Origin of the sequence: Dokdonella sp. (assembly GCF_051958935.1) — a bacterium.
Classification (GTDB): Bacteria; Pseudomonadota; Gammaproteobacteria; order Xanthomonadales; family Rhodanobacteraceae; genus Dokdonella_A.
Genome location: NZ_JBQCFP010000200.1, coordinates 1 through 21,613, shown reverse-complemented (window position 1 = coordinate 21,613; position 21,613 = coordinate 1). Strand labels below are relative to the sequence as shown.

The window sequence follows — 21,613 nt, the reverse complement described above, 5'->3', positions numbered from 1 at the left end:
GGGGGGGCGGGCCCCGCCACCGGGGGGGGCAGAACCCCCCCCACCCCCCCCCAGCCCCCCCGCCCCCCCCCCACCGCCCCCCCCCCCCCCCCCCCCCCCCCCCCCCGCGCCCCGCCCCCCCCCCCCCCCGCCCCCTCGGCTTGCCTCCCCGGCGCTCCGCCGTCCCGCCTCTGCTGACTTGCCTCGCGCGTGACGGGATCGCGCGTGCCGCCGCTCGCGGCAGCGCGTCAGGCGTCGAGTTCGGACCAGCGCGCGTAGGCGGTGTCGAGTTCGGCCTGGAGCGTGGCGAGCTCATTGTTCGCGGCGACGATGCATGCGCTGTCCTGCTGGTAGAAGCCGGGGTCCTGCATCGCTTCGCCGAGCGCGGCGATGCGCGCTTCGAGGGCGTCGATGCGCGCGGGAAGTTCGTCGAGTTCGCGCGTTTCCTTGTAGCTGAGCTTGCGCTTCGCCGGAGCCACCGCTGAAAAAGGCGACGGAAGCATCTTCGCCGCGGACGTCCCCGAAGCCGCGGTATCGCGCCGGGAAAATGCCTCCGTCCCCTTTTTCGGCGCCTGGCGCTGCCAGTCGCTGTACCCGCCGACGTACTCGCCGACGCGACCGTCGCCCTCCAGCGCGAGCGTGCTCGTGACGACGTTGTCGAGGAAGTCGCGGTCATGCGAAACGAGCAGCAAGGTGCCGGCGTAAGCGGCGAGCAGTTCCTCGAGCAGCTCAAGCGTCTCGACGTCGAGGTCGTTGGTCGGCTCATCCATCACGAGCAGGTTGGACGGCCTGGCGAACAGCTTGGCGAGCAGCAGGCGGTTGCGCTCGCCGCCCGACAGCGCCGTGATCGGTGCGCGCGCGCGATCGGGCGAGAACAGGAAATCCTGCAGGTAGCCGAGCGCGTGCTTGCGGCTGCCGCCGATCTCGATGTATTCGCGCCCTTCGGCGACGTTGTCGAGCGCACTCTGGTCCTCGCGCAGGTGTGCGCGATGCTGGTCGAAGTAGGCGATCTCGAGGTTCGTGCCGAGCCGCACTTCGCCGGCCTGCGGCGCGAGCTGGCCGAGCAGCAGCTTGAGCAGCGTCGTCTTGCCGGAGCCGTTGGCGCCGATCAGGCCGACCCGGTCGCCGCGCAGGATCGTGGTCGAGAAGCCGTCGACGATCACGCGCCCGTTCCAGGCGAAGCACACGCTTTCCGCTTCGATCACGCGCCGCCCCGACGCGGCCGCCGTGCCCACCTGCAGCCTTGCGTTGCCGCCGAGTTCGCGCCGCTGCGCGCGTTCGCGGCGCATCGCTTCGAGCGCGCGCACGCGCCCCTCGTTGCGCGTGCGGCGCGCCTTGATGCCCTGGCGGATCCATACCTCTTCCTGCGCGAGCTTCTTGTCGAACTGCGCGTTCGCCTGCGCTTCGGCATGCAGGCGCTCCTCGCGCCGGCGCAGATAGTTGTCGTAGTCGCCCGGCCAGCTCGTCAGCGCGCCGCGATCGATCTCGACGATGCGCGTGGCCAGCGCGCGCAGGAAGCGGCGATCGTGCGTGACGAACACGACGCTGCCGGCAAAATCGAGCAGCAGGCGTTCGAGCCAGGCGATCGCCTCGATGTCGAGGTGGTTGGTCGGCTCGTCGAGCAGCAGCACGTCGGGATCGAGCACGAGTGCGCGCGCGAGCAGTACGCGGCGCTTCATGCCGCCCGAAAGCGCGGAGAACTCCGCCTCCTCGGGCAGTTCGAGCCGCTCGAGCACCAGCGTGACACGGCGATCGAGGTCCCAGCCGTGCTCGGCCTCGATGCGCGCCTGCACGCGCGCGAGCGCATCGGTGTTGCCGGCGACGTCGAGGTGATGGCTAAGGTGGTGGTATTCGGCGAGCAGCGCACCGAGATGGCCGAGCGCGCCGGCGACGACGTCGAACACGCTGCCGGCGACGTCGTGGGGCACTTCCTGCGCGAGCTTGGCGACGCGCACGCCGCCCTGCACGCGCAATTCGCCGTCGTCGGGACGCAACTCCCGCGCGATCAGGCGCAGCAGGGTCGACTTGCCGGCACCGTTGCGGCCGACGACGCAGATGCGCTCGTTGCGCTCGATCGCGAGATCGACGCCGTCGAGCAGCAACGGGCCGCCGACCGAGTAGTCGACGTTGACGAGATTGACGAGGGACATCGCAGCGGCGCACGGATCGGGCCTGCGATTCTAGCGGTTCGGCGCCTCGGCAAGCGAAGCGTGGCGTGGGCCGGGCGCGTTCACCGGCGACGCAGGCGCTCGCGACGTACGCGTTCGACCGCGGCGATCTCCAGGCGCAGGTACGTGTTCCATTCCCCGCACTTCCGGCACTGCACGGGCTCGTCGCCGCGCGGTTGCACGCTCACGTCGAGGTCGCTGCCGTCGCAGGCGAGGCAACGCACGTCGAGCGGCACGGGCCGCCGTTCGCCCGGCGTCGTGGCCGGCACGCTCCCGTCGCCCGGCGCCGCCGCGCCCCCGCCGCACGTGCGCCGTACGCCATCATTCGATGCCTCGTCCTCGTGCATGCCACCCTCGCCGCCAGCGCCTTGCCTCCCGTACCCATACGTCGTTTCGCGCCGGATGCTGCCACGACGTTCAACGCACGCGTGTACCGAGCCAGACGCCGAAGGCGACGAGTGCGAAGCCCGGGATCATCGCGGGCGCGAGATGCTCGCCGAGCACGAGCCAGCCCATGAGCGCGGTGACCGGCGGCATCAGGAAGAACAAGGTCGCGACCTCGGTCGCGGCGCCGCCGCGCAGCAGGGTGAACCACAGCGCGAAGCCGCCGACCGAGTTGACGAGCACGAGCCAGGCGAGCGCCGCGGCGAACGTCGAGCCGGCGTCGATGCGGAAGTGCTCGACCAGCATCGCGACCGGCAGCAGCGCGAGCGCCGCGACGAGGTGCTGCACGGCCAGCGCGACGCGCAGGTCGATCGCGGGTGCGCGCCGCTTCTGGTAGTGCGTGCCGGCGGCGAGCGCGAACAGGCTGAGCGTGCTCGCCGCGTACGCGGCCGTGTCGCCGCTGCCGCCGAAGCGGCCCTGCAGCACGAGCACGACGCCGGCGAGGCCGAACGCGAGGCCGACCCATTGAACCGCGCGCATGCGCTCGCCGAGGAGCAGGCCGATCGTCGCGCTCGCGAGCGGCAGGGCGCCGACGAACAACGCGGCGAGGCCGGTGCCGATGCCGAGACGCAGCGCCTCGTAGATGCCGCCGAACGCGATCGCGAGCGAGAGCACGCCCACCACCGCGTGGTGCGCGACCTCGCGCCATGCCGGCCGGCGCGCGCGTGCGGAGAACGCCATCGCCGCGAAGATCGCGCCCGCCGACGCGAAGCGCAGGAACAGGATCGTGAACGGCGCCGCGTGCTGCACGGCGATCAACCCGGCCGGGTAGCCGGTGCACCAGAGCACGACGAAGGCGACCGCCATCGCGCGCCGTCGCACGCGCGCATCGGCCTCGCGGTCGAGCGGCCAGGTCGCGAGGCGGCTCATGCGTGCAGGATCCTGCCGCCGCCGAAGGCCCAGTTTTCCCACGCGGTCTCCTTGAACACGACCATCACGTGCTCGCCGTCGATGTCGTGGCCGGCGAGGCCCGCGAGCAAGCCGGCGAGCAGCTGGCGCTTGACCTTCACGCTGCGACCGACCGACCAGAGGATCTCGATCAGCACGAAGTCCTCGGGCCGGTCGGTGGCGAGGTCCGGATAGCGCGGGTCGAAGACGAAATCCGCGGCATCAAGCTCGAGCACGCGCTGGAAGCGGTCGGTCACTGGCACGCCGCTCGCGACGAGCGCGTCGTGCACGGCGTCGAGGATCGCGCGTTTGCGCGTGGCGGGGGTCGGCTTGCGGACGGTCACGGTGACGAGCGGCATGGGTATCTCCGATGGAAACCGGAGCCCAACATACGGACGCACGCGTCTGCGATAAACTAACCTTGGGTGAAATCATCATTGCGAGGATGGCAACAATGCTGCGCAACCAGCTCGCCGAGATCGCCTGCTTCGTCGAGGTCGCGCACCGGCTCAGCTTTGCCCAGGCGGCGGTGCGGCTCGGCATGCACGTGTCCGGCGTGAGCCGCGCGGTCGCCGCGCTCGAGTCGCGCCTCGGCGTGCGCCTGCTGCAGCGGACCACGCGCCAGGTTGGCCTCACCGAGGCGGGCCGCGCGCATCTCGCGCGCTGCGAAGGCGTGCTGGCCGAGATCGCGGAGGCGGAGGCCGCGGCCAGTGCGACGGGCGGCGCCTTGCGCGGACGGCTGCGCGCGAGCATTCCGAGCGGACTCGGCCTCGCCCATCTCACGCCGCGCCTCGGCGAGTTCCTCGCCGCGCACCCCGAGCTCGAACTCGACCTGCACCTGTCCAACCGCAACGTCGACCTCGTCGAGGAAGCGTTCGACGTCGCGATCCGCGTCGGCGAACTGCGCGACTCGCGCCTCGTCGCACGCCGCCTCGGCGACAGCCGGCGAATCCTCGTGGCGAACGCGGGCTATCTCGCGTCGGCGGGCCGGCCACGGCGGCCGGCCGACCTCGACCGTCACGCCTGCCTCGTGCTCGACGTCGGCGCGATCGCCGAGCGCTGGGAGCTCGAGCGGCGCGGCCACGGCGAAACCGTGCGCGTGCGCGCTCGCGTGCGCTCGAACAATGCGCTCGCCCTGCTCGATGCCTGCCGCGTTGGCGCGGGCATCGCGCTGCTGCCGCAGTTCGCGGTCGCCGACGACCTCGCGGCCGGGCGCCTCGTGCGCGTGCTCGAGGCGTGGGCCGCGATCGAACAGGGCATCTTCGCGATCTATCCCGGCAACCGCTTCATCCCGGCCAAGGTGCGCGCCTTCGTCGAGTTCGTCGAAACCTGCGTTCGCGGCGTCGGCGCAGGTGCCGGTGGAGCAGCGCGACCGCGCGCACGCGCGTCCCGCGCCTGGGTTCGCCCCACCTCGACGTCATTCCCGCGAAAGCGGTAATCCATTTTGCCCTTGGCCGCGCAGGGCGTTACGCCGCACGCAACGCCCGCTCCCCCGCACGGCGCGCCGCGATCGCCGCCTCGACGACATCCCAGTCCGCGTTCGCACGATGCGCCTGCTCGCTCAGCACGCGCCGGAACATGCGCGCACCAGGCAACCCCTGGTACAGCCCGAGCACATGCCGCGTGATGTGCTGCAGGCGATCGCCACGCGCGAGATGCGCCTCGACGTACGGCCGCAGGCGCTGCAGCACGTCGTCGCGATCGGGCAGCGGCGTGCCGTGCAACGCATGTTCTATCTCGGCGAGCCGGTAGGGCTCATGGTACGCGGTGCGACCAAGCATGACGCCATCGACGTGGTCGAGGTGTTCCTCCACCTCGGCGAGCGTCGCGATGCCGCCGTTGATGACGACGACGAGCCGCGGGTGCTCCTGCTTGAGCCGGTACACGCGCGCGTAGTTGAGCGGCGGGATCTCGCGGTTCTCCTTCGGCGACAGGCCCTGCAGCCACGCCTTGCGCGCGTGCACGATGAACGTGTCGCAGCCGCTCGCCTGCACGGTCTCGACGAACGACGCGAGCCCCGCGTATTCGTCCTGGTCGTCGACGCCGATGCGGCACTTCACCGTGACCGGCACCCCGATGGGCGCGACTGCCGCGCGCATCGCCGCGACGCAGTCGCGCACGAGCTCCGGCTCGCGCATGAGGCACGCACCGAAGCGCCCCGACTGCACGCGGTCGGACGGACAACCGACGTTGAGGTTGATCTCGTCGTAACCGAGCTCCGCACCGATGCGCGCCGCCTCGGCGAGTTCCCCCGGCTCGGAACCCCCGAGCTGCAATGCGACCGGATGCTCGGCCTCGTCGTAACCGAGCAGGCGCGCGCGATCACCGTGGATGACCGCGGGCGCGGTCACCATCTCGGTGTAGAGCAGTGCATGCGGCGCGAGCAGGCGATGGAAGTACCGGCAGTGGCGGTCGGTCCAGTCCATCATGGGGGCAACGGAGAAAGCCGATGCGCTCTGAGCGCGGCGCGGCGCGGATTCGGTCTGTTGTTCGGTCAAATCCATTCCTTCAGAAACCCCGATTTTCCTTTGCCGATCCCGGATGGCGGCGTACCACCATTGCACCAGCACTCGACTGGTACATTGGAATGGCCACCATCCAGACGCGCGGCAAGAGCTGGCGCGCCATTGTACGGCGCAAGGGCGAGCCGAACGTCCCGCAAGCTTTCCCACGAAGATGCTCGCCCAGACCTGGGCGGGTCGCATGGAGCGCGAGGTGGCCGAGCGGCGCGCCACCGGCAACAGCCGACCGACACGATGACGCTCGGCGCCCTGGTCGACTGGTACGTCGAGCACGCGGCCAAGCTGACGAAGTGGGGCCGCGCGAAAACGTCCGACCTCGCGAGGATAAAGACCTACGCGATCGCCGATCGCGTTGCGTACGGGCTCCGGACGCAGGACTACGTTCGGCACGCCGAGGCGCGACGCAAGGGCGGCGCAGGGCCAGCGACGGTGGGCAACGACCTCGTCTGGATCCGCGGCGTCCTCAAGGCCGCTCGAGCGAGCCTCGGGCTCAATGCCTCAATCGAGGCGCTGGCCGACGCCACCGAGCATCGCCGCGCGACGGGCACGATAGCGAAGTCGAAGGCACGCAAGCGCAGGCTTTCGGCCCACGAGGAAACCAAGCTGCTCGCCTACCTCGAGGCGGGCCTCGAAACCGAGTACACCTACCGCAAGGACCCCGAACGCCATCCCGGTTGACCATGGGCCGCAAGCGCGCCGACGCACCGTCGCCGATTTCAAACACTGCTTTTCGCCCCCCGAGCTGTGCCGCACGAGAAGACCGCCGCCCCGACGGGCGATGACTGGCTGCACGAGTCCAGTGGGACGGATACCGGATCCTCGCGACGATGGGTGAAGCCGCGGCTCTTCATCGAGGTATTCCACCAGGGCCGCGGCGGTAAGGCCTGCTACGGCAACCTTTCGCGCAGACAAGTCGCTGAAAAGAATGAAGACCTGACCCTCGCAAGACGAACAGCTACGGCGCAGTTACGTTTTCTTCACACGAACGCGCGTAGCGTGCTTGTTGACACTCCCCTGCCTCGGCGCGAAGCGACTGGCCACCCCCGATCACGGGCCCCGTCGCGCACGATGAGCTACGACAGTCAGCTCGTTCCCCGGTAGCCGAAATCTCAGCCCCGATTTGATCACGGGGTCAATGAGCCCAAACCATGAACGCCTCTGTCCTGCCGAACGGCAGTTGGACCGTTGTTGCCACCGTGGAGGTAGCCGCAGGTGACGCGGTGAACCGCTTCCTCCCCCGTCAAACCAGTGAGTACGCATTCCGAGCCGCGCCTTCCTCGCCCGCCGGCTACGTGTGGATCGACATCTACGTCGACTTCGGCTTGGGCATCGAACACGCGGCTCGCATCGCGCGTTCCATTCTGCGCGAGCTGGAGGCATGCGGGCTTCCAGATTTCCGCATCGTCGCCGGCGATGCATACCTCGCTCTCTCGGAAGGCGCGGTTAGCGCTTGACGTGGACCTCGAGTTCGCGGAGCAACGTCTCGAAGCCGCCATCGGTCGCAAAGTCGCCGTCGGCGAGTTCGGCGGCCTGCTCAGGCGAGGCGAGCGTCCCGTTTGACGTCCCATGCAAGCGGTAACCGAGCGCCAGCAGGAGCATGCGCGTACGCTCCACCAGCGCGCGGCGCTCCTCGATCGAGCGCTTGCGATCACTCCCGAGCTTCACCGCGCTCTCGTAGCACCCCGAACCGAGTTCCTCGAGCGTCTGTTCGATGAATGGATCGCGGTCGCCGTAGGTGTCGTCGGGCATAGCGCTACGCTGCGAGGCGGTGCTCGTAGCACGGCCGCTCGCGGTCGTCGAGGATGGCGTACATCGCCGCGAGGTCATTGGGATCTGCGCGCAGCCAAGCCGCGGCGGGCCACGACCGCTGCGTGATCCCCATCAAGCCCGGGACCGTCGGCGAACGAGAGCAGCGACTCGCCCTCGCCCCGCCTCGCCGGCGACGAGCTCGCGATGCTCCATCGTGTGGCGGCTGACGTTCTCGAAGGACGCGTTCGCAACGATGACGCCGTGCGTATAGCCGAACAGCTTCTTCCAGAACGTGCCTTCGAGGTTGTCCCTGCGCGCGTTGTAGGTGCCAGGGAACTTCGTGTCGTAGAACGCGGGCGATCCGGCCGGGCGGCACTGATCGCGCATCGGCCGCACCACACGGCGTCCGTCCTGCCACACCATCGCCGGCGCGTACCAGCCCGGAAAGATCCGGGAGTCCTCGTCGACGAGGTCGGGTCGACGCAGCTCGTCCAGCTTGCCGAGGATCCACGCGATCTTCGAGGTCGCGATGCGTTGATCCTCGAGCGCCTTCGTCGTGGTCTTCGTCTGCAGCGTGCGCTCGGCGTCGGCTAGCCGCTTCTTCTGGGCGAAGAGATCCTGGAATTGCACGACGGCGGCGAGTACGAAGTCGTGCTGCATTCCGCGGCGCGGCTGCCGCTCAGCCGACGCTTCCGCAAGTCCGTCCAGCAGCGCATGGATCCCCATCGCTCCTGACGCCCGGCCTCGTCCGCAACAGCGACGCCGGAACCGTTGAAATCCACGCGATCATCATCCTTCCCTGCTCTTGACCGCGTCGAAAACGTGTAACCTTCTACGTGTGCCCGCGCGCCGGCCGCCAGCCGGGGAAGGGAACGGGCACGCTGGCGGACCGCTCGCAACGGAGTGCGCCACAGGGGAGACATCGATGGCTTATCGTCGCGCCACGTTCCGCACGCGCAAGGGGCCCGTGCGCGCGTTCCTCGACATCCCGCTCGGGCGGCTGCTCAAGTGGCTGTTCGTACTCGTGCTGCTCGGCGCGCTCGCGGCGGCCGCCGGTTTCGCACTGTTCGTGTTCTATCCCGTGCATACGATCCCGCCGGAGGAACACGTCGACGAGTACCGCTACCTCGACCAGGGCTGGGGCACGACGGCCGACAGCGCCGATCGGCAAACCTACTACTACACCGCGCAGGGCACCTCGATGCCGCAGGGCGCGCTCGTCACGCCGCTGCGCTACGCGTGGTTCACGAACCTCGAAATGCCGGTCGGCACGGAACGGTTCGCCGCGCCCGAGCACCTCAGGCGCTACCGCTTCATCGTCGACCCGGAGCCGACGCCCGCCAACCCCGACCGCCTGCCGGTCGGCTTCACGCGCCATTTCGACGGCGCGCTCGGCCAGTACGTGCTCGACATCACCTGCGCCGCCTGCCACACGGGCGAGATCCATGCGCGCAAGGGTGACCGCACGATCGCGGTCCGCATCGACGGCGGCCAGGCGATGCACGAGTTCACCGACATGCAGCGCGGCGCATTCGGGCCGACGCTGGTCGCGTCGATGATCGCGACCTGGGCCAACCCGGCCAAGTTCGACCGCTTCGCGCGCAAGGTGATCGGCCCGCGCTACCCGGAAGGCAAGTCGGCGCTGCGTGGCGAGCTGTGGGACACGGTCGTCGCGTTCGCGACGCAGGGCCAGAACAGCCCGCTGCGACACCTCTATCCGGTGCAGGAAGGCTTCGGCCGCACCGACGCGCTCGGCCGCATCGCCAACACCGTGTTCGGCGACCACCTGAGCACGGGCAACTACCAGGCGGCGACCGCACCGGTCAGCTATCCGTACGTCTGGAACATCTGGAAGTTCGACTGGGTGCAGTACAACGGCTCGGTCAAGCAGCCGCTCGCGCGCAACATCGGCGAGGCGCTCGGCGTCGGCGCAGTGATCCGCCTCACCGACGACTACGGCAATCCGCTGCCGCCCGAGCAGCGCTTCACCTCGTCGGTCGACATCGCGCATCTCGACAGGATCGAACACACCCTGCAGAAGCTCACGCCGCCACGCTGGCCCGAGGACCTGCTCGGTCCGGTCGATGCCGCGCTCGCCGAACGCGGCAAGGTGCTGTTCGAGGCGCACTGCGTCCAGTGCCACGGCCCGCATCCGGCCGATCGCGCGCGCCAGCTCGCGAGCGCGCCGGGCAAACCGTCGCCCGACACCGAATGGATGATCGAAGTCGTCCCGGTCGAACACATCGGCACCGACCCGACCGAGGCAAACGGCTTCCTCGCGCGCCACTACGACCTCTCGCGCGCGGGGCTCACGCGCGACGACGTCGACGGCGTGCTGCGCCCGCTGCTCGTGCGCAACCTCGCGCGCGACGCACGCTGGCGCCTCGACGAGACGATCGCGGGGCGCCGCGCCGCGGGCGAAGATGCCAGCGCGCTCGACGCGCTGCGCGCGGCCTATCCCGATCCCGATGCGAACGCGGTGCCATCGATTCCGCAGGACAGCTTCGCCGCGATCGCCGCAGCACTCGGCGGCGAAGCCGCTTTGAGCACGATGCCGGCGACGCAGGGCTGGGGCTGCGACCTCGCCTGCCAGACGCGCGCGCTGCTCGTCGACGTGATCCAGGGCAGCGCGCAGATCGACGCGCAGCTCGCCGGCATCGACGTCACGCGCCTCACCGAAGGCGAAGGCCTCAACGTGCTCGGCCTCATGATCAAGGCGAAGTACTTCGCCGACCGCGGCATCCCGTACGAGCGCCAGCAATGCCTGGAAGGCTTCGGCATCCTCGACCTGCCGCAGCAGATCGCCGGCTACAAGCCCCGTCCGCTCGAGGGCGTGTGGGCGACGCCGCCGTTCCTGCACAACGGCTCGGTGCCGAACCTCTACGAGATGCTGCTGCCGCCCGAACAGCGCACGGCGCGCTTCTTCGTCGGCCGCCGCGACTTCGACAGCAAGCGCGTCGGCTACGTCGACGTGCCCGCCGCGGGCGCGGGCGAGGCGGATGGTTTCTGGCTCGATACCCGCAAGGACGGCAACCGCAACACCGGTCACGCGTTCACCGCGACCCCGGACCAGCTCGCCGCCTCGCGCGCGGATCCGAAGGCGCACCCGTTGCCGCGCGGGGTGATCGGACCGCTGTTCACCGACGACGAGCGCTGGGCCATCGTCGAGTACCTCAAGGTGCATCGCGACCTGCCGGCGACTCCTGCCGACTTCGTGCCGCGGGATTGCTCGCGATGAGCACGGGGCACGCGCGCGACGGCTACGTCGAGGACTTCGCGCACGTCCTCGCTGAGGAACAGGCCTGGCTCGCGCAGCGGCGCGCAGCGGCCGGGCTGCCACCTCCGACGGACGATGTGGTCGGCCTCGCGTTCTCCGGCGGCGGCATCCGTTCCGCGACGTTCAACCTCGGCGTCCTGCAGGCGCTCGAATGCGCCGACGTGCTGCGCCACGTCGATTACCTCTCGTCCGTCTCCGGCGGCGGCTACGTCGCTTCGTGCTACACGTGGCTGCGCGCGCGGCTCGCGCCGGCAGGAGCGGCGCGCGTGTTCGCGGCCGGGCTCGCCGACCGCGGCGGCACGGTGCTCGACTGGCTGCGCGGGCACGGCAAGTTCCTCGTCAGCCATCGCGGCTTCTCGATCTGGACCCTGCTCGCCTCGATCCTCGCGGCGACGTTCGCGAACGTGCTCGTGCTCGGGCCGCTGCTCGTGTTCGTCGTCTATTCGCTCACCCTCGCGTGGCTGCCGGTCGAATGGCCGGCCTGGCTCGCGCTGCCCGGCGCGCACCCGATCGAGGGACACCACGGCTACTGGCTGCTGCTCGCTGCCGGCCTCGCCTGCCTCGCCGCGCTGCCGCCGCTCGCGACGCTGTTCGCACTCGTCGCCGGCATTCCCGGGCTCGCGAGCGTGCGCCACATCGACGCGCTGCGCGTGGCGATGGGCCGCCTGCTCGCCTTCGCGCCCGTGCTGAGCGCGCTCGGCATGATTCCCGTTGCCGCGCGGTTCGGCGCGATGGTCGAGCATCTGTCGGGTTTCGCCCATGCGCACGCGGTCGGCAAGCACCTGTCCTACCTCATGCCTGCGCTCGGCGGGATCGGTTCGATGCTGCTCGACCGGCGCAGGAGCGGCGACAGCAGCGGCCGCCTCACGACGATCGGACTCGCCCTGCTCGTCTACGGCGTGCTCATCCTCTGCTACCACATCGCGGCATCGGTGGACCTGCTCCGCTCGCCCGTGTTCGGGGCGCTCGTGCTGCTGTCGGTCGTGCTCGCGTTCGCCTGCGACATCAACCGCGTCTCGATCCACGCGTATTACCGCGCGAGGCTCAGCGACACGTTCCTGCCGCGGGTCGCGGGCGACGCGGACACCGACCCCGGCGACTTCGACCTGCGCTCGGTCGAGCCGACATGCGGCGCGCCGCTGCAGCTCATCAACACGACGCTCAACACGACGAGCTCGGACGACGAGCGCCGCCGCAGTCGCACCGGGGCGAGCTTCTTCTTCTCGCCGCTGTTCGCCGGCTCCGCCGCGACCGGCTGGCGGCGCATCCGCGATTACGCGGGTGGATCGACCGCGCTGTCGACCGCGTTCACGACGTCGGGCGCGGCGATCGACCCCGACATGATCGCGACGCACGCCCGCTCGGTGTCGTTCCTCATGGCGCTGCTCAACGTGCGCCTCGGCTACTGGGCGCGCAACCCGAAGTACGCGGGCGAGCGCGCGCCGCCGCTGCCGTGGTGGTGGATCCTCATCGCACGCGAGATGCTCGGCATCGGCCTCGACGAGAAGCGCCGCCACGTGCACCTGTCCGACGGCGGCGGCTTCGAGAACCTCGGTCTGTACGAACTCGTGCGCCGGCGCGTGAAGTACATCGTCGTCACCGACGCCGGCGCCGACCCGCAGACCACGCTCGGCGACCTCGGCCGCGCGATCGAGCGCGTGCGCGTCGACTTCGGCGCGGAGATCGAACTCGGTGCCGACCGCTTCTATCACGACCGCGAGCGCGTGCTCGCACAGCAGCCGTGGCTGCTCGGCCGCGTGAACTATGCCGACGGTGGCAGCGGTCGCATCCTCTACGTGCGACCCGTGCTCTGCGCCGGGCTTACCGCCGACATCTACGCGTACTGGCGCGCGCATGCGGCGTTTCCGGACGAGCCGACCAGCGAGCAGTTCTTCGCCGAAGCGCAGTTCGAAGCGTATCGCGCGCTCGGCCAGCAGGTCTTCGCGAACCTGTTGCAGACGAATGCGGCGACGGGAGTCGCCACGTGGTTCGACGCGCTGGAGGCGCAGCAGACGGCGACATGGGCGGCGATGGCCAGCGCTGCGGGTGGTCGTGGCGGATCCGGCGCTGGCGCGCCTTGATCCGCCCCGGCACTCCCTGTAGGAGCCCACCCTGTGGGCGACCGCAGCATCCCGATACACCGGAGCGCGACGGTCGCGCACAGGGTGCGCTCCTGCAGGGGTGCGTCGCGCTACAGGGTCTTGAGGTATTCGAGGAGGTCGTGCTTGTCGGCGTCCGCAAGCGCGGTGCCGTAGGCGTGGCCCGCATTCGAATTGCCGGGCAGGCGCGTGTCGAACGCGTGCGGGTCGTCGGCTGCGCAGGCGGCGAGCCCGACGCGTGCGGGGTCGAACTCCCGCGCGCCGGGCACGAAGCGCGTGCTGCGTGACGCGGGCGGGGTGAGCAGGTCCGCGAGGCTCGGAATGGAGCCATTGTGCAGGTACGGTGCGGACGCCCAGATGCCGCTCAACGGTCGCGCCTTGTAGCCGCCGGGGCCGGCGCCGGCGGCCTTGAGCACCGTGTGATAACCCGCGACCGCATCGCGCACCGCGGCCAGCGGATGGCGCAACGCCGCACCGACCGCCGCGTGCACGACGAGGTCGGAGGTCGGCACCTCGGCCGCGAGCGGATCACCCGCGACGACGCCGATCTTTCGTCCTTCGAATGCACCGCTGCGCGAGACCGAGTCGAGGAAGTTGCGCTGCATGCGCGGATCGGTACCGACCTCGTCGACCGGCACGATCGTCGCCTTGAGCTCGCGCTTGCGGTCATCGCGATCGGACAGCGCATGGCAGGACTGGCACTGCTGCGCATAGACCTTCGCGCCGCGCGCGGCGGCGCCTGCGTCGGGCGCGCCGAACAGCGCGTCCGGCCAGCGCGGCGAACGCAGCGAATAGAGGTCGTCCTGGATCTGGCCGAGGTGGTCGAAGTCGATCGTCGACGGATAGCCGGCGTGGCCGTCGTGGCCGGTGATCTCGAGCGAGCCGTACACCGCGAGCGCCGTCGTCACGTTCTGCAGCAAGGGGCCCGGCCCCGCATTCGGTGCCGAGCCGTTCCACTGCACGACGTCGAGGTGCGGCGCGTCCCACAGCACGGGGAAGCTCACCGGCGCATCGGGCGCGCGCCGGTTTTCCGTTACGCCGAGGAACTGCACCGCGATCGCATTGAAGATCTGCCCGAACGCGTCGAGCCGGCCCGGGCCGTACGGCACGTCGACCCGGTTCATCGCATGCCGCGCGCCGATGCGATCGGCGAGCGCGCCGACGTCGCGGCGCAGGCCTGCGCGTGCCTCGGCCGCGGTGCCGAGCGCGTTGGCGAAGCGGTCGAAGCGCGCTTCGTCGGCGACGGTCGCGCGCAGCGCGTCGACGAGTTCGCCCTCGAACGCATCGAAGTCGAGCACGCCCTGACCGCCGTCGATGCGCAGGCGGTGGCCGCGATAGCGCACTTCGCCGGTATGGCAGGCGGCGCAGCCGAGGCCGGTCCAGCGCCGCCCGGCGGCATCGGTCTCGTGCGTGAAACCGATCGGGAATCCATCGGGATTGGCCGGCGTCGCCTCCTGCACGAGGAAGCCGAGCGCATCCAGATGCTCGTCGGCCATGAAGCGCCGTGTCGTACCCGCCTGTTCGAGCACCGCGAGCCACGCGGTCGGGACGAGGCGCGAGCCGAACGAAGAGAACCAGGCGCGCTCCTGCACCGCGCGGGTCCAGCCCTGTTCGAGGTTGGTCGCCCCGCCACCGCCCGCGACCGCATCGCCGTCGGCGACCGGCGCGCCACGCTCGCACGCCGCCAGCAGCACGCTGATGCCGGCCATGGCCAGCCACCGGTTCCTGCGCATGTTCCGACTCCCCCGAGCCCGACAGCCTGCTATTCTGGCCGAGTTCCACCGCTACGCAATCGGGGAAACGTGGCCAGATCGTGCGCAACGCCGCCGTCACGCGTGTGGGCCGTGGTCGCGGCCGTTGCGCTGGCGGCGATGCAGAGTGTGGGCGCTTCGCCGCTCGAAGTCGATGCGGAGTTCGCATCCATCCCGCTCGGCAGCCACGTCGAAGTACTCGAGGACCCGACCGGCACGCTCGACTTCGACGCCGCACGCGCATCGGCCGCGTTCAAGCCCGCACCGCCCAAGGTCGGCACCAACTTCGGCTTCACCCGCTCCAGCTGGTGGGTGCGCTTCACGCTCGCCAACCGCGGCGCCGTCGACCGCGAGCTGATGCTGCGCGAGGACTACCCGCTCATCGATTATCTCGAACTGTGGGCGCCCGATCGCAGCGGCGGCTGGCGCCATGTCTCGACCGGCGACCGCACGCCGTTCGCGTCGCGCGAGTTCGTGCACCGCGACTTCATCTTCGAGCTCGACGTGCCGGCGCAGAGCGAGCGCACGTTCTACCTGCGCGCGCATTCGGACGGTCCGGTCGACCTCAACCTGCTGCTCTACCGCCCGCATGCGCTGGTCGGCGCGATCAGCACCGAGCAGCTCGCCTACGGCGCGTACTACGGCGGCTTCCTCGTGCTGGTGCTCTACAACTTCTTCCTGTTCGCGATCGTGCGCGACCGCGCGATCTTCTACTACCTGCTGTACGCGTCGAGTTACGGCCTGTATTTCGCCGTGCACAACGGCCTCACGTTCCAGTTCCTCTGGCCGGACAGCCCGCGCTGGGCGAACCAGGCGCTGCTCGTTCTGCTCGCGCTCGCGCTCGTGTTCGGCCTCAAGTTCACGCGCACGTTCCTCGGCACCGGCAATTTCCTGCCGCGGCTGGACAAGCTCGCGGTCGCCCTGCAGGGGCTCGCGCTGTTCGCGCTCGCGGCGTCGTTCTTCGCCTCGTACGGCGTGCTGATCCAGCCGCTCGCTTTGCTCACGGTGCTCGTCACCGTGCTCATCATCGTCATGGGCACGATCGGCCTCTTCAAGGGTTACCGGCCGGCGCGCTACTTCATGCTCGCCTGGGGCATGCTGCTGGCCGGCGTGCTCGCCTACATGCTCAAGGTGTTCGGCCTGCTGCCGCACAACATGCTCACGCAGAACGGCTTCCAGGTCGGCTCGCTGCTCGAGATGGTGCTGCTCTCGCTCGCGCTCGCGAGCCGCCTGCGCGAACTGCGCCGGCAGAGCCGCACCGACACGCTCACCAAGGTGCCGAACCGGCGCAGTTTCGACGAGATCCTGCCGCTCGAGTTCGAGCGCGCGCGTCGCGGCGGCAACGCGCTCGCGCTGCTCGTCGTCGACATCGACCATTTCAAGCAGTTCAACGACCGCCACGGCCATGCGCGCGGCGACGAGGTGCTGAAGCTCGTCGCCGAACGCCTGCGCGCCGGCGTGCGCCGCGGCGATTCGGTCTGTCGCTTCGGCGGCGAGGAATTCACCGTGATCCTGCCGGATGCGGATGCGCGCGAAGCGCAGCGCATCGCCGAGTCCTTGCGCCGCAACGTGGAGGCGAGTGCGTCCGACGAGGGCAGCATCACGATCAGCATCGGTGTCGCCTGCAGCCGCGACGCGGGCATCGCCACCGTCGACGACCTGTTCCGCGCCGCCGACGCCGCGCTCTATCGCGCCAAGGATCTCGGCCGCAATCGCGTCGAACACGGCGAGCCGCAACGGCCGGCCGGCGCCGGCGAAGGGGCCGTCGTGCCTTCCCGCGCGGGTGCCTGATGCGCGCCCGCCGGCCGTCGTGCCCGTGCGCGGATACGATTTTTTCACCGGAAATTCACGATTTTATCTTCTTCCATTCGCGCCTCGATTGCGTCACGATGGCCGCGTTCGATGGGAGGGTTGCACATGTCGTCATCCGTCATGCGCGCGCGTGCGCGCGCCGTCAGCGTGGCACGCGGATTCGCACACACACGTACCACTGCGACTGCCGTCGCGCTCTTCGCCGCCACGTGCACGGTCGCGCACGCCGGCAACGGCATCATGCGTGATGGCTTCGAGCCGGCGGACTCGTGTCCCAGCGGACGCGTCGAGCAGACCGTCGTCGCCTGGCGGTACGACGGCGTCGGCCGCAGGACGATCGACGTGACGCTCGCGGACAACCTATGGGGACGCCTCGAGTCGACCGGCACGCCCGTCACCTTCCCCTGGCTGCAGTCCTTCATCGTGCTCTGGGGCATGCCGCGCGACGGCTACATCGCGGCCGCGTTCGACGTACCGCTCGAGAACAACGTGATCACATGGGGCAAGTTCACCCACGGCGAAACCCTGCCCGGCCCGCCGACCGACATGGCGATCAGCGAGTGGTGCGGCGATTTCAATCCGCCCGAGCCGGGATGCTCGTTCCGCGGCACGACCGGCGGCCAGGGCATGAGCGTCTACAAGCGCACGGCTGCCGCGATCAACGTCGCCTGCGTGGTGGAGCCCGGCAAGGTCTACTACGCGAACATACGCATCACCGACCCGGACGTGGTCAACGGGAGCTGCGCGGCTCTCGCCTGCAAGACGACGATCCAGCACAACCACACGCCCTGAGCGACGTGTGGCGTCAACCGGCGCGCCGTTCGGCGCGCCAGCGGGCGACGTCTTCCGGCACGAGCGTATCCACCTCGATGCCGACCTCGGCGCAGGCATCCAGTACGTCGAGCAAGGCGTCTTCGTAGCGTAGCGTTTCCCCGGGCGCATGGTTGCGGTGGTACTCGATCGCGTCGAACATGCGCGCCGCCCATCCGAACAGGACGTCGCGCCGCTCGTCCAGTCGTGTGCGCAGCCACGTCGCGACTGGCCGGCTGACCGACAAGCCCTCCTGTCGGGCGAGATCGGCGGCCATGTCCGACGCCTCGTCGACGACGCCGCGAAACCACTCGCGCTCCCCACCCGCATCCGCCGCGACGGCGAGCGGCGCGAACGCGGTGTACGCGGCGAAGTGCTGCAGCAGGGCGCGTTCGATCATCCGCGCCTGCGACACGCTCGCGGTTTCGACGAGCGCGCCCGCGCCGAAATCGAAGTAGCGCAGGCAGCGCGCATGCAGCGTGCGCCAACGCTGCAGCGGATCGCGCGCGAAGCCGATCTTGAACAGCGTGTCGCCGCGCACCGGCAGCACGTACACGTACGCGCGCCCGCGCGACAGGCGCAGCGGCGCACCCGGGTCGGCGAATGGCTCCGCGTCGTGCATGACTTAACCGCGCCTGTGCGGCCGCGAGAGACGTTCCGCTGCGGTTGAGTGCACGCGCCTAACGTGGGGGTTCCTGCACGATTCCAGGAGGAAGACGCTCATGAACATGAAGCTTATCGCGCTCGCTATCGCACTCGGTACCGGCACCGCGCTCGCCGCCACGACGCAAGCGGATCGTGACTTCGCCACGAAGGCGGCCACGGACAACGCCGGCGAAGTTGCCATCGGTCGCCTCGCGGCGACCCATTCGCAGGATGCGAAGGTGAAGGCGTTCGGCGAACGCATGGTCGCCGACCACGGCAAGGCCGGTGATGAACTCAAGGCCGCGGCGGCCGAGGACGGCATCCAGTTGCCGTCGCCACCGGACAGCAACCCCGACGTCGAGCGGCTCGCGCGCCTCAACGGCGAGGCGTTCGACCGCGCGTTCGGCGACCAGATGCGCAAGGACCACGACAAGGCGGTCGAACTGTTCCGCAAGGAGTCGATGGCGACGGGCGACGCGCACGTGAAGGCATTCGCCACGAAGACGCTGCCGACGCTCGAGGAGCACAAGAAGATGGCGCAGTCGCTCCCGGGCGGCACGTCGAAGTAGCCGGGCGTCGCCGGCGCCCTCTTCCCGGAGCCCCGTAGGGCGGGTCGAGCGCGAAGCACGAGTCCCGCCGCGGGGCGCGATGGCGTATCGGGAAAGCAAAGCTTGAGACACGGAACACGCAGAGCACACCGAGAAAAGCTTGTTGTTTGTGGCTCCTTCTTGTGCTCTGTCTGCTTCGTGTTTCGAGCCCCGCCTCCGCGGCCGCGCGGCGGCACGCGCTGCGCGCGTACCGCCCTACGCGAGATCCGAAGGCGTGGGCGAACGGGTGGGCGGATCGAGCGCGAAGCGGGCTACCACTCTTCGACGAACTCCGCGACGAGGCCGAGATCCCGCGCCGCGCGTTCCACCTCGCGTTTCACCGCGCGGGCGACGGTATCGCTCAGCGCATGCACTTCGATGTCGTGGAAATCGGTCTGGCTGATGTCGTCCGGCAGGTTCAGCGAGGTCGAGTCCTCGCGCAGGTGGCTGCCCATGTCGGCCACTTCCTCCACGCGGTCGATGTCATCGATCGACGACACGCGTTTAAGCAATGCCTGCACGGGATCGTTCGGCCCGGTCACGCGGAATCGCACGGTGCGCATCGCAGCCTCCTCTCCTGGTCGAACCGATCAATGCGGCGTCGCGACGCCGCGCAGCAACGTCTCCTTCGCGCCGTCACTGTCCGCCTGCGCGATATTGCTGAGCGCGACGAAGCCGACGATGCGTTTGTCGCGATTGACGACCGGCAGCCGGCGCACGCCGAGCTCGGCCATGTTGCGCGCGACTTCGGCGACGCTCTGGTCGTCGTAGCAGTAGCGGATCGTATCGGTCATCACCTCGCGCACCGGCGTGTCGGCGGAGAGGCCTTTCGCCACCGCACGCACCACGATGTCGCGATCGGTGAGCATGCCGACGAGGCGATCGTCGTCGCCGACCGGCAGGCTCCCGATGTCGGCCTTCGCCATCATGCGGGCCGCGTCGGCGATGGTCTGGTCGGGACGCGCGATGACGATGTCCGGCGTCATCACCTGGTTGATCGTCTGCATGGTGTTCTCCTCGGGATTCGCTCCGCCTCAGCGGAATTCTTGGACGCGGTCGGCATTGCACGCGGCGTGGCCGCAGGCACAGCGTTCCTCGCGCTGTTCGGGCGCATCGACGCCCGCGTTCGCGCAATGCGGGCTGCAGTAGGTCTGGCCCGGCTCCACGCGGCAACGGCAGCTCTGGTGCGCGCAGTAGGTGGCGGCTTCGGACGAAGGCGCAGGATAAGTGGGGGCCATGTCGCCTCCTCGGGCTCGGTTGAATCGCGATCACGCACCGCACGCTCGCTCGATACGATGGAAGCTACGCCCGCGGCGCAAACACGAGGTGAACGCGGCGCTTGGCGCGCCGGTGCGCATTCAGCTGGTGCGAGGCCGCGCCCAGCGAGCAGCCGCTGCGACATCGCGTCGTGGCACCATCCCCGGTGCGCATGCATCGCAAGGAATCGTTCCGATCGCCGGTCCCATCGGGCAACGGACGTCCACCGACGTACCCTTGGAGCCTTCGATGACCTCCTCGTCCCGCCCTGTCCCCGATGCCATGCGCCGCAGCCTGCTGCTCGGCGGTTCCGCTGCCGTCACCGGCCTCGTCGCCTTCGGCCTGCGCCGGTCCCTTGCGCCATTCGCGCGCGCGGCGAGCGCGGAATCGTTCGAAGTCACGCTCAGTGACGAGGCGTGGAAGGCACGGCTCACCCCCGACCAGTACGCGGTGCTGCGCCATGAGGCGACCGAGCCGCCCTACAGCAGCCCGCTCGAGCGCGAGCATCGCGCCGGCACGTTCCATTGCGCCGGTTGCGGCAATGCGCTGTTCGCGTCGTCGACGAAGTTCGAGAGCGGCACCGGTTGGCCGAGCTTCTACGCGCCGCTGCCGCACGCGGTCGGCGAATCGCGCGACACGACGCTCGGCATGCTGCGCACCGAGGTGCATTGCGCGCGTTGCGGCGGGCATCTCGGCCATGTGTTCGACGACGGCCCGAAGCCGACCGGCCTGCGCTACTGCATGAACGGCGTCGCGCTCACCTTCGAAGCGGCCGCGTGAGGCGCGCACACCGATGACGTTCCTCATCCTCGCCTACCTCGGCGGCGTCCTCACCATCCTGAGCCCGTGCATCCTGCCCGTGCTGCCGTTCGTATTCGCGCGCGCGGACCAGCCGTTCGTGCGTTCCGGACTGCCGATGCTCGCGGGCATGGCGCTCACGTTCGCGCTCGTCGCCACGCTCGCCGCACTCGGCGGCGCCTGGGCCGTGCACGCGAACGTGGCCGGCCGCTGGATCGCGTTGCTGATCCTTGCGCTATTCGGCCTCACCCTGCTGCTGCCGCGCGTCGCCGATCGCCTCATGCAGCCACTCGTCGCGCTCGGTGCGCGCCTCTCGAATCGCACCGACGGCGATGCGCCATCGACGTGGTCGTCGGTCGTGCTCGGCATCGGCACCGGCCTCTTGTGGGCGCCGTGCGCGGGGCCGATCCTCGGGCTCGTGCTCACCGGCGCCGCGCTGCACGGCGCGAACATTGGCACGTTCGGCCTGCTGCTCGCCTATGCCGCGGGCGCGGCGACCTCGCTCGCGCTGGCACTCTTCGTCGGTGGGCGCGTGTTCGGTGCGCTCAAGCGTTCGCTCGGCGCCGGCGAATGGATACGGCGTGGCCTGGGCGTCGCCGTGCTCGCCGCGGTCGCCGCGATCGCGCTCGGCGTCGACACTGGCTGGCTCACGCGCCTCTCGCTCGCGAGCACCAACGGCGTCGAGCAGTCGCTGATCGAGGCGATCGGTGCGCGTTCGCCGAACGCCGCGCCGCCCGCGAGCGAAGCCGCGATGATGATGGCGGCGAAGCCGCACGCGGCGAGCGACGTCGTGCGCAGTGAAGGCGAGCTGCCGCCGCTCGACGGCG

22 protein-coding genes are annotated in these 21,613 nt (G+C 69.9%); 10 read left to right on the top strand and 12 right to left on the bottom strand.

All coding sequences use genetic code 11. The features are described from left to right. Positions 1-227: 227 nt before the first annotated feature. The 4 genes from ACTHK2_RS19135 to ACTHK2_RS19120 all read right to left on the bottom strand — a co-directional run bounded on the left by ACTHK2_RS19135 (position 228) and on the right by ACTHK2_RS19120 (position 3,838). Positions 228-2,129, bottom strand: coding sequence for an ATP-binding cassette domain-containing protein (locus ACTHK2_RS19135; protein ID WP_440247332.1), 1,902 nt, complete (start codon positions 2,127-2,129; stop codon positions 228-230). An 80-nt stretch (positions 2,130-2,209) separates the two neighbouring features. Next, positions 2,210-2,494: a hypothetical protein gene (locus ACTHK2_RS19130; RefSeq protein ID WP_440247331.1), complete on the bottom strand. Its 285-nt coding sequence runs from the start codon at positions 2,492-2,494 to the stop codon at positions 2,210-2,212. A gap of 70 nt (positions 2,495-2,564) precedes the next feature. Then, positions 2,565-3,461 carry a DMT family transporter gene (locus ACTHK2_RS19125; RefSeq protein WP_440247330.1) on the bottom strand — a complete coding sequence of 299 codons (897 nt, stop codon included), beginning with the start codon at positions 3,459-3,461 and terminating at the stop codon, positions 2,565-2,567. Beyond that, entirely contained in the window at positions 3,458-3,838 is a 381-nt protein-coding gene (locus tag ACTHK2_RS19120) for a tautomerase family protein (protein WP_440247329.1), read from the bottom strand. Before ACTHK2_RS19120 ends, ACTHK2_RS19125 begins: the two co-directional genes overlap by 4 nt. Before the next feature lie 95 nt (positions 3,839-3,933). On the opposite strand from ACTHK2_RS19120, the gene ACTHK2_RS19115 reads away from it, so the two are divergent. Beyond that, positions 3,934-4,917, top strand: a complete 984-nt coding sequence (locus ACTHK2_RS19115) for a LysR family transcriptional regulator (RefSeq protein ID WP_440247328.1) — start codon at positions 3,934-3,936, stop codon at positions 4,915-4,917. A 28-nt stretch (positions 4,918-4,945) separates the two neighbouring features. Here ACTHK2_RS19115 and dusA read toward each other — a convergent pair whose 3' ends face one another. Continuing rightward, positions 4,946-5,983: a tRNA dihydrouridine(20/20a) synthase DusA gene (gene dusA, locus ACTHK2_RS19110; RefSeq protein ID WP_440247327.1), complete on the bottom strand. Its 1,038-nt coding sequence runs from the start codon at positions 5,981-5,983 to the stop codon at positions 4,946-4,948. 252 nt (positions 5,984-6,235) lie between these two features. Here dusA and ACTHK2_RS19105 point away from each other — a divergent pair, with 252 nt between their 5' ends. Further along, the gene (locus ACTHK2_RS19105) at positions 6,236-6,679 is read left to right on the top strand and encodes a hypothetical protein (RefSeq protein WP_440247326.1); all 444 of its coding nucleotides are present in this window, start codon (positions 6,236-6,238) and stop codon (positions 6,677-6,679) included. Positions 6,680-7,149: 470 nt separating this feature from the next. After that, positions 7,150-7,455 (top strand): hypothetical protein, encoded by a 306-nt coding sequence (locus tag ACTHK2_RS19100; protein ID WP_440247325.1) that lies wholly within the window; start codon positions 7,150-7,152, stop codon positions 7,453-7,455. On the opposite strand, the gene ACTHK2_RS19095 is transcribed toward ACTHK2_RS19100, so the two are convergent. Together ACTHK2_RS19095 and ACTHK2_RS19090 are read right to left on the bottom strand one after the other, a co-directional pair. Next, a complete protein-coding gene (locus tag ACTHK2_RS19095) occupies positions 7,445-7,750 on the bottom strand; it encodes a hypothetical protein (protein WP_440247324.1) in 306 nt (101 codons plus the stop codon). The genes ACTHK2_RS19100 and ACTHK2_RS19095 overlap by 11 nt on opposite strands. A gap of 132 nt (positions 7,751-7,882) precedes the next feature. After that, complete coding sequence (locus ACTHK2_RS19090; RefSeq protein ID WP_440247323.1) at positions 7,883-8,410, bottom strand: hypothetical protein; 528 nt, start codon at positions 8,408-8,410, stop codon at positions 7,883-7,885. Between the two features lie 265 nt (positions 8,411-8,675). Between ACTHK2_RS19090 and ACTHK2_RS19085 the strand changes: the two genes are divergently transcribed. Both ACTHK2_RS19085 and ACTHK2_RS19080 read left to right on the top strand, forming a co-directional pair. After that, a complete protein-coding gene (locus tag ACTHK2_RS19085; protein ID WP_440247322.1) occupies positions 8,676-10,988 on the top strand; it encodes a di-heme-cytochrome C peroxidase in 2,313 nt (770 codons plus the stop codon). Then, complete coding sequence (locus ACTHK2_RS19080; RefSeq protein ID WP_440247321.1) at positions 10,985-13,108, top strand: hypothetical protein; 2,124 nt, start codon at positions 10,985-10,987, stop codon at positions 13,106-13,108. Before ACTHK2_RS19085 ends, ACTHK2_RS19080 begins: the two co-directional genes overlap by 4 nt. 110 nt (positions 13,109-13,218) lie before the next feature. Here the strand turns inward: ACTHK2_RS19080 and ACTHK2_RS19075 are convergent, their stop codons facing one another. After that, a complete protein-coding gene (locus ACTHK2_RS19075; protein ID WP_440247320.1) occupies positions 13,219-14,859 on the bottom strand; it encodes a di-heme-cytochrome C peroxidase in 1,641 nt (546 codons plus the stop codon). A 111-nt stretch (positions 14,860-14,970) separates the two neighbouring features. On the opposite strand from ACTHK2_RS19075, the gene ACTHK2_RS19070 reads away from it, so the two are divergent. Next, positions 14,971-16,668 carry a 7TM diverse intracellular signaling domain-containing protein gene (locus ACTHK2_RS19070; protein WP_440247319.1) on the top strand — a complete coding sequence of 566 codons (1,698 nt, stop codon included), beginning with the start codon at positions 14,971-14,973 and terminating at the stop codon, positions 16,666-16,668. A 126-nt stretch (positions 16,669-16,794) separates the two neighbouring features. Then, positions 16,795-17,481 carry a hypothetical protein gene (locus ACTHK2_RS19065; protein ID WP_440247318.1) on the top strand — a complete coding sequence of 229 codons (687 nt, stop codon included), beginning with the start codon at positions 16,795-16,797 and terminating at the stop codon, positions 17,479-17,481. 13 nt (positions 17,482-17,494) lie between these two features. On the opposite strand, the gene ACTHK2_RS19060 is transcribed toward ACTHK2_RS19065, so the two are convergent. Beyond that, positions 17,495-18,121 (bottom strand): GIY-YIG nuclease family protein, encoded by a 627-nt coding sequence (locus tag ACTHK2_RS19060; RefSeq protein WP_440247317.1) that lies wholly within the window; start codon positions 18,119-18,121, stop codon positions 17,495-17,497. Between the two features lie 100 nt (positions 18,122-18,221). Here ACTHK2_RS19060 and ACTHK2_RS19055 point away from each other — a divergent pair, with 100 nt between their 5' ends. Beyond that, positions 18,222-18,713, top strand: a complete 492-nt coding sequence (locus ACTHK2_RS19055; protein WP_440247316.1) for a DUF4142 domain-containing protein — start codon at positions 18,222-18,224, stop codon at positions 18,711-18,713. A gap of 290 nt (positions 18,714-19,003) precedes the next feature. Here the strand turns inward: ACTHK2_RS19055 and ACTHK2_RS19050 are convergent, their stop codons facing one another. The 3 genes from ACTHK2_RS19050 to ACTHK2_RS19040 are packed head-to-tail and all read right to left on the bottom strand — an operon-like array spanning position 19,004 to position 19,969. Next, positions 19,004-19,294: a hypothetical protein gene (locus tag ACTHK2_RS19050; RefSeq protein WP_440247315.1), complete on the bottom strand. Its 291-nt coding sequence runs from the start codon at positions 19,292-19,294 to the stop codon at positions 19,004-19,006. A 27-nt stretch (positions 19,295-19,321) separates the two neighbouring features. Then, positions 19,322-19,738: a CBS domain-containing protein gene (locus ACTHK2_RS19045; RefSeq protein WP_440247314.1), complete on the bottom strand. Its 417-nt coding sequence runs from the start codon at positions 19,736-19,738 to the stop codon at positions 19,322-19,324. Positions 19,739-19,765: 27 nt separating this feature from the next. Further along, on the bottom strand, positions 19,766-19,969 hold the full coding sequence (locus ACTHK2_RS19040; RefSeq protein ID WP_440247313.1) for a hypothetical protein: 204 nt from the start codon (positions 19,967-19,969) through the stop codon (positions 19,766-19,768). Between the two features lie 268 nt (positions 19,970-20,237). Between ACTHK2_RS19040 and msrB the strand changes: the two genes are divergently transcribed. After that, positions 20,238-20,768, top strand: a complete 531-nt coding sequence (gene msrB, locus ACTHK2_RS19035) for a peptide-methionine (R)-S-oxide reductase MsrB (protein ID WP_440247312.1) — start codon at positions 20,238-20,240, stop codon at positions 20,766-20,768. 13 nt (positions 20,769-20,781) lie between these two features. Then, positions 20,782-21,613: cytochrome c biogenesis CcdA family protein (locus tag ACTHK2_RS19030; RefSeq protein ID WP_440247311.1), on the top strand; the 832-nt coding region annotated here is incomplete at its 3' end.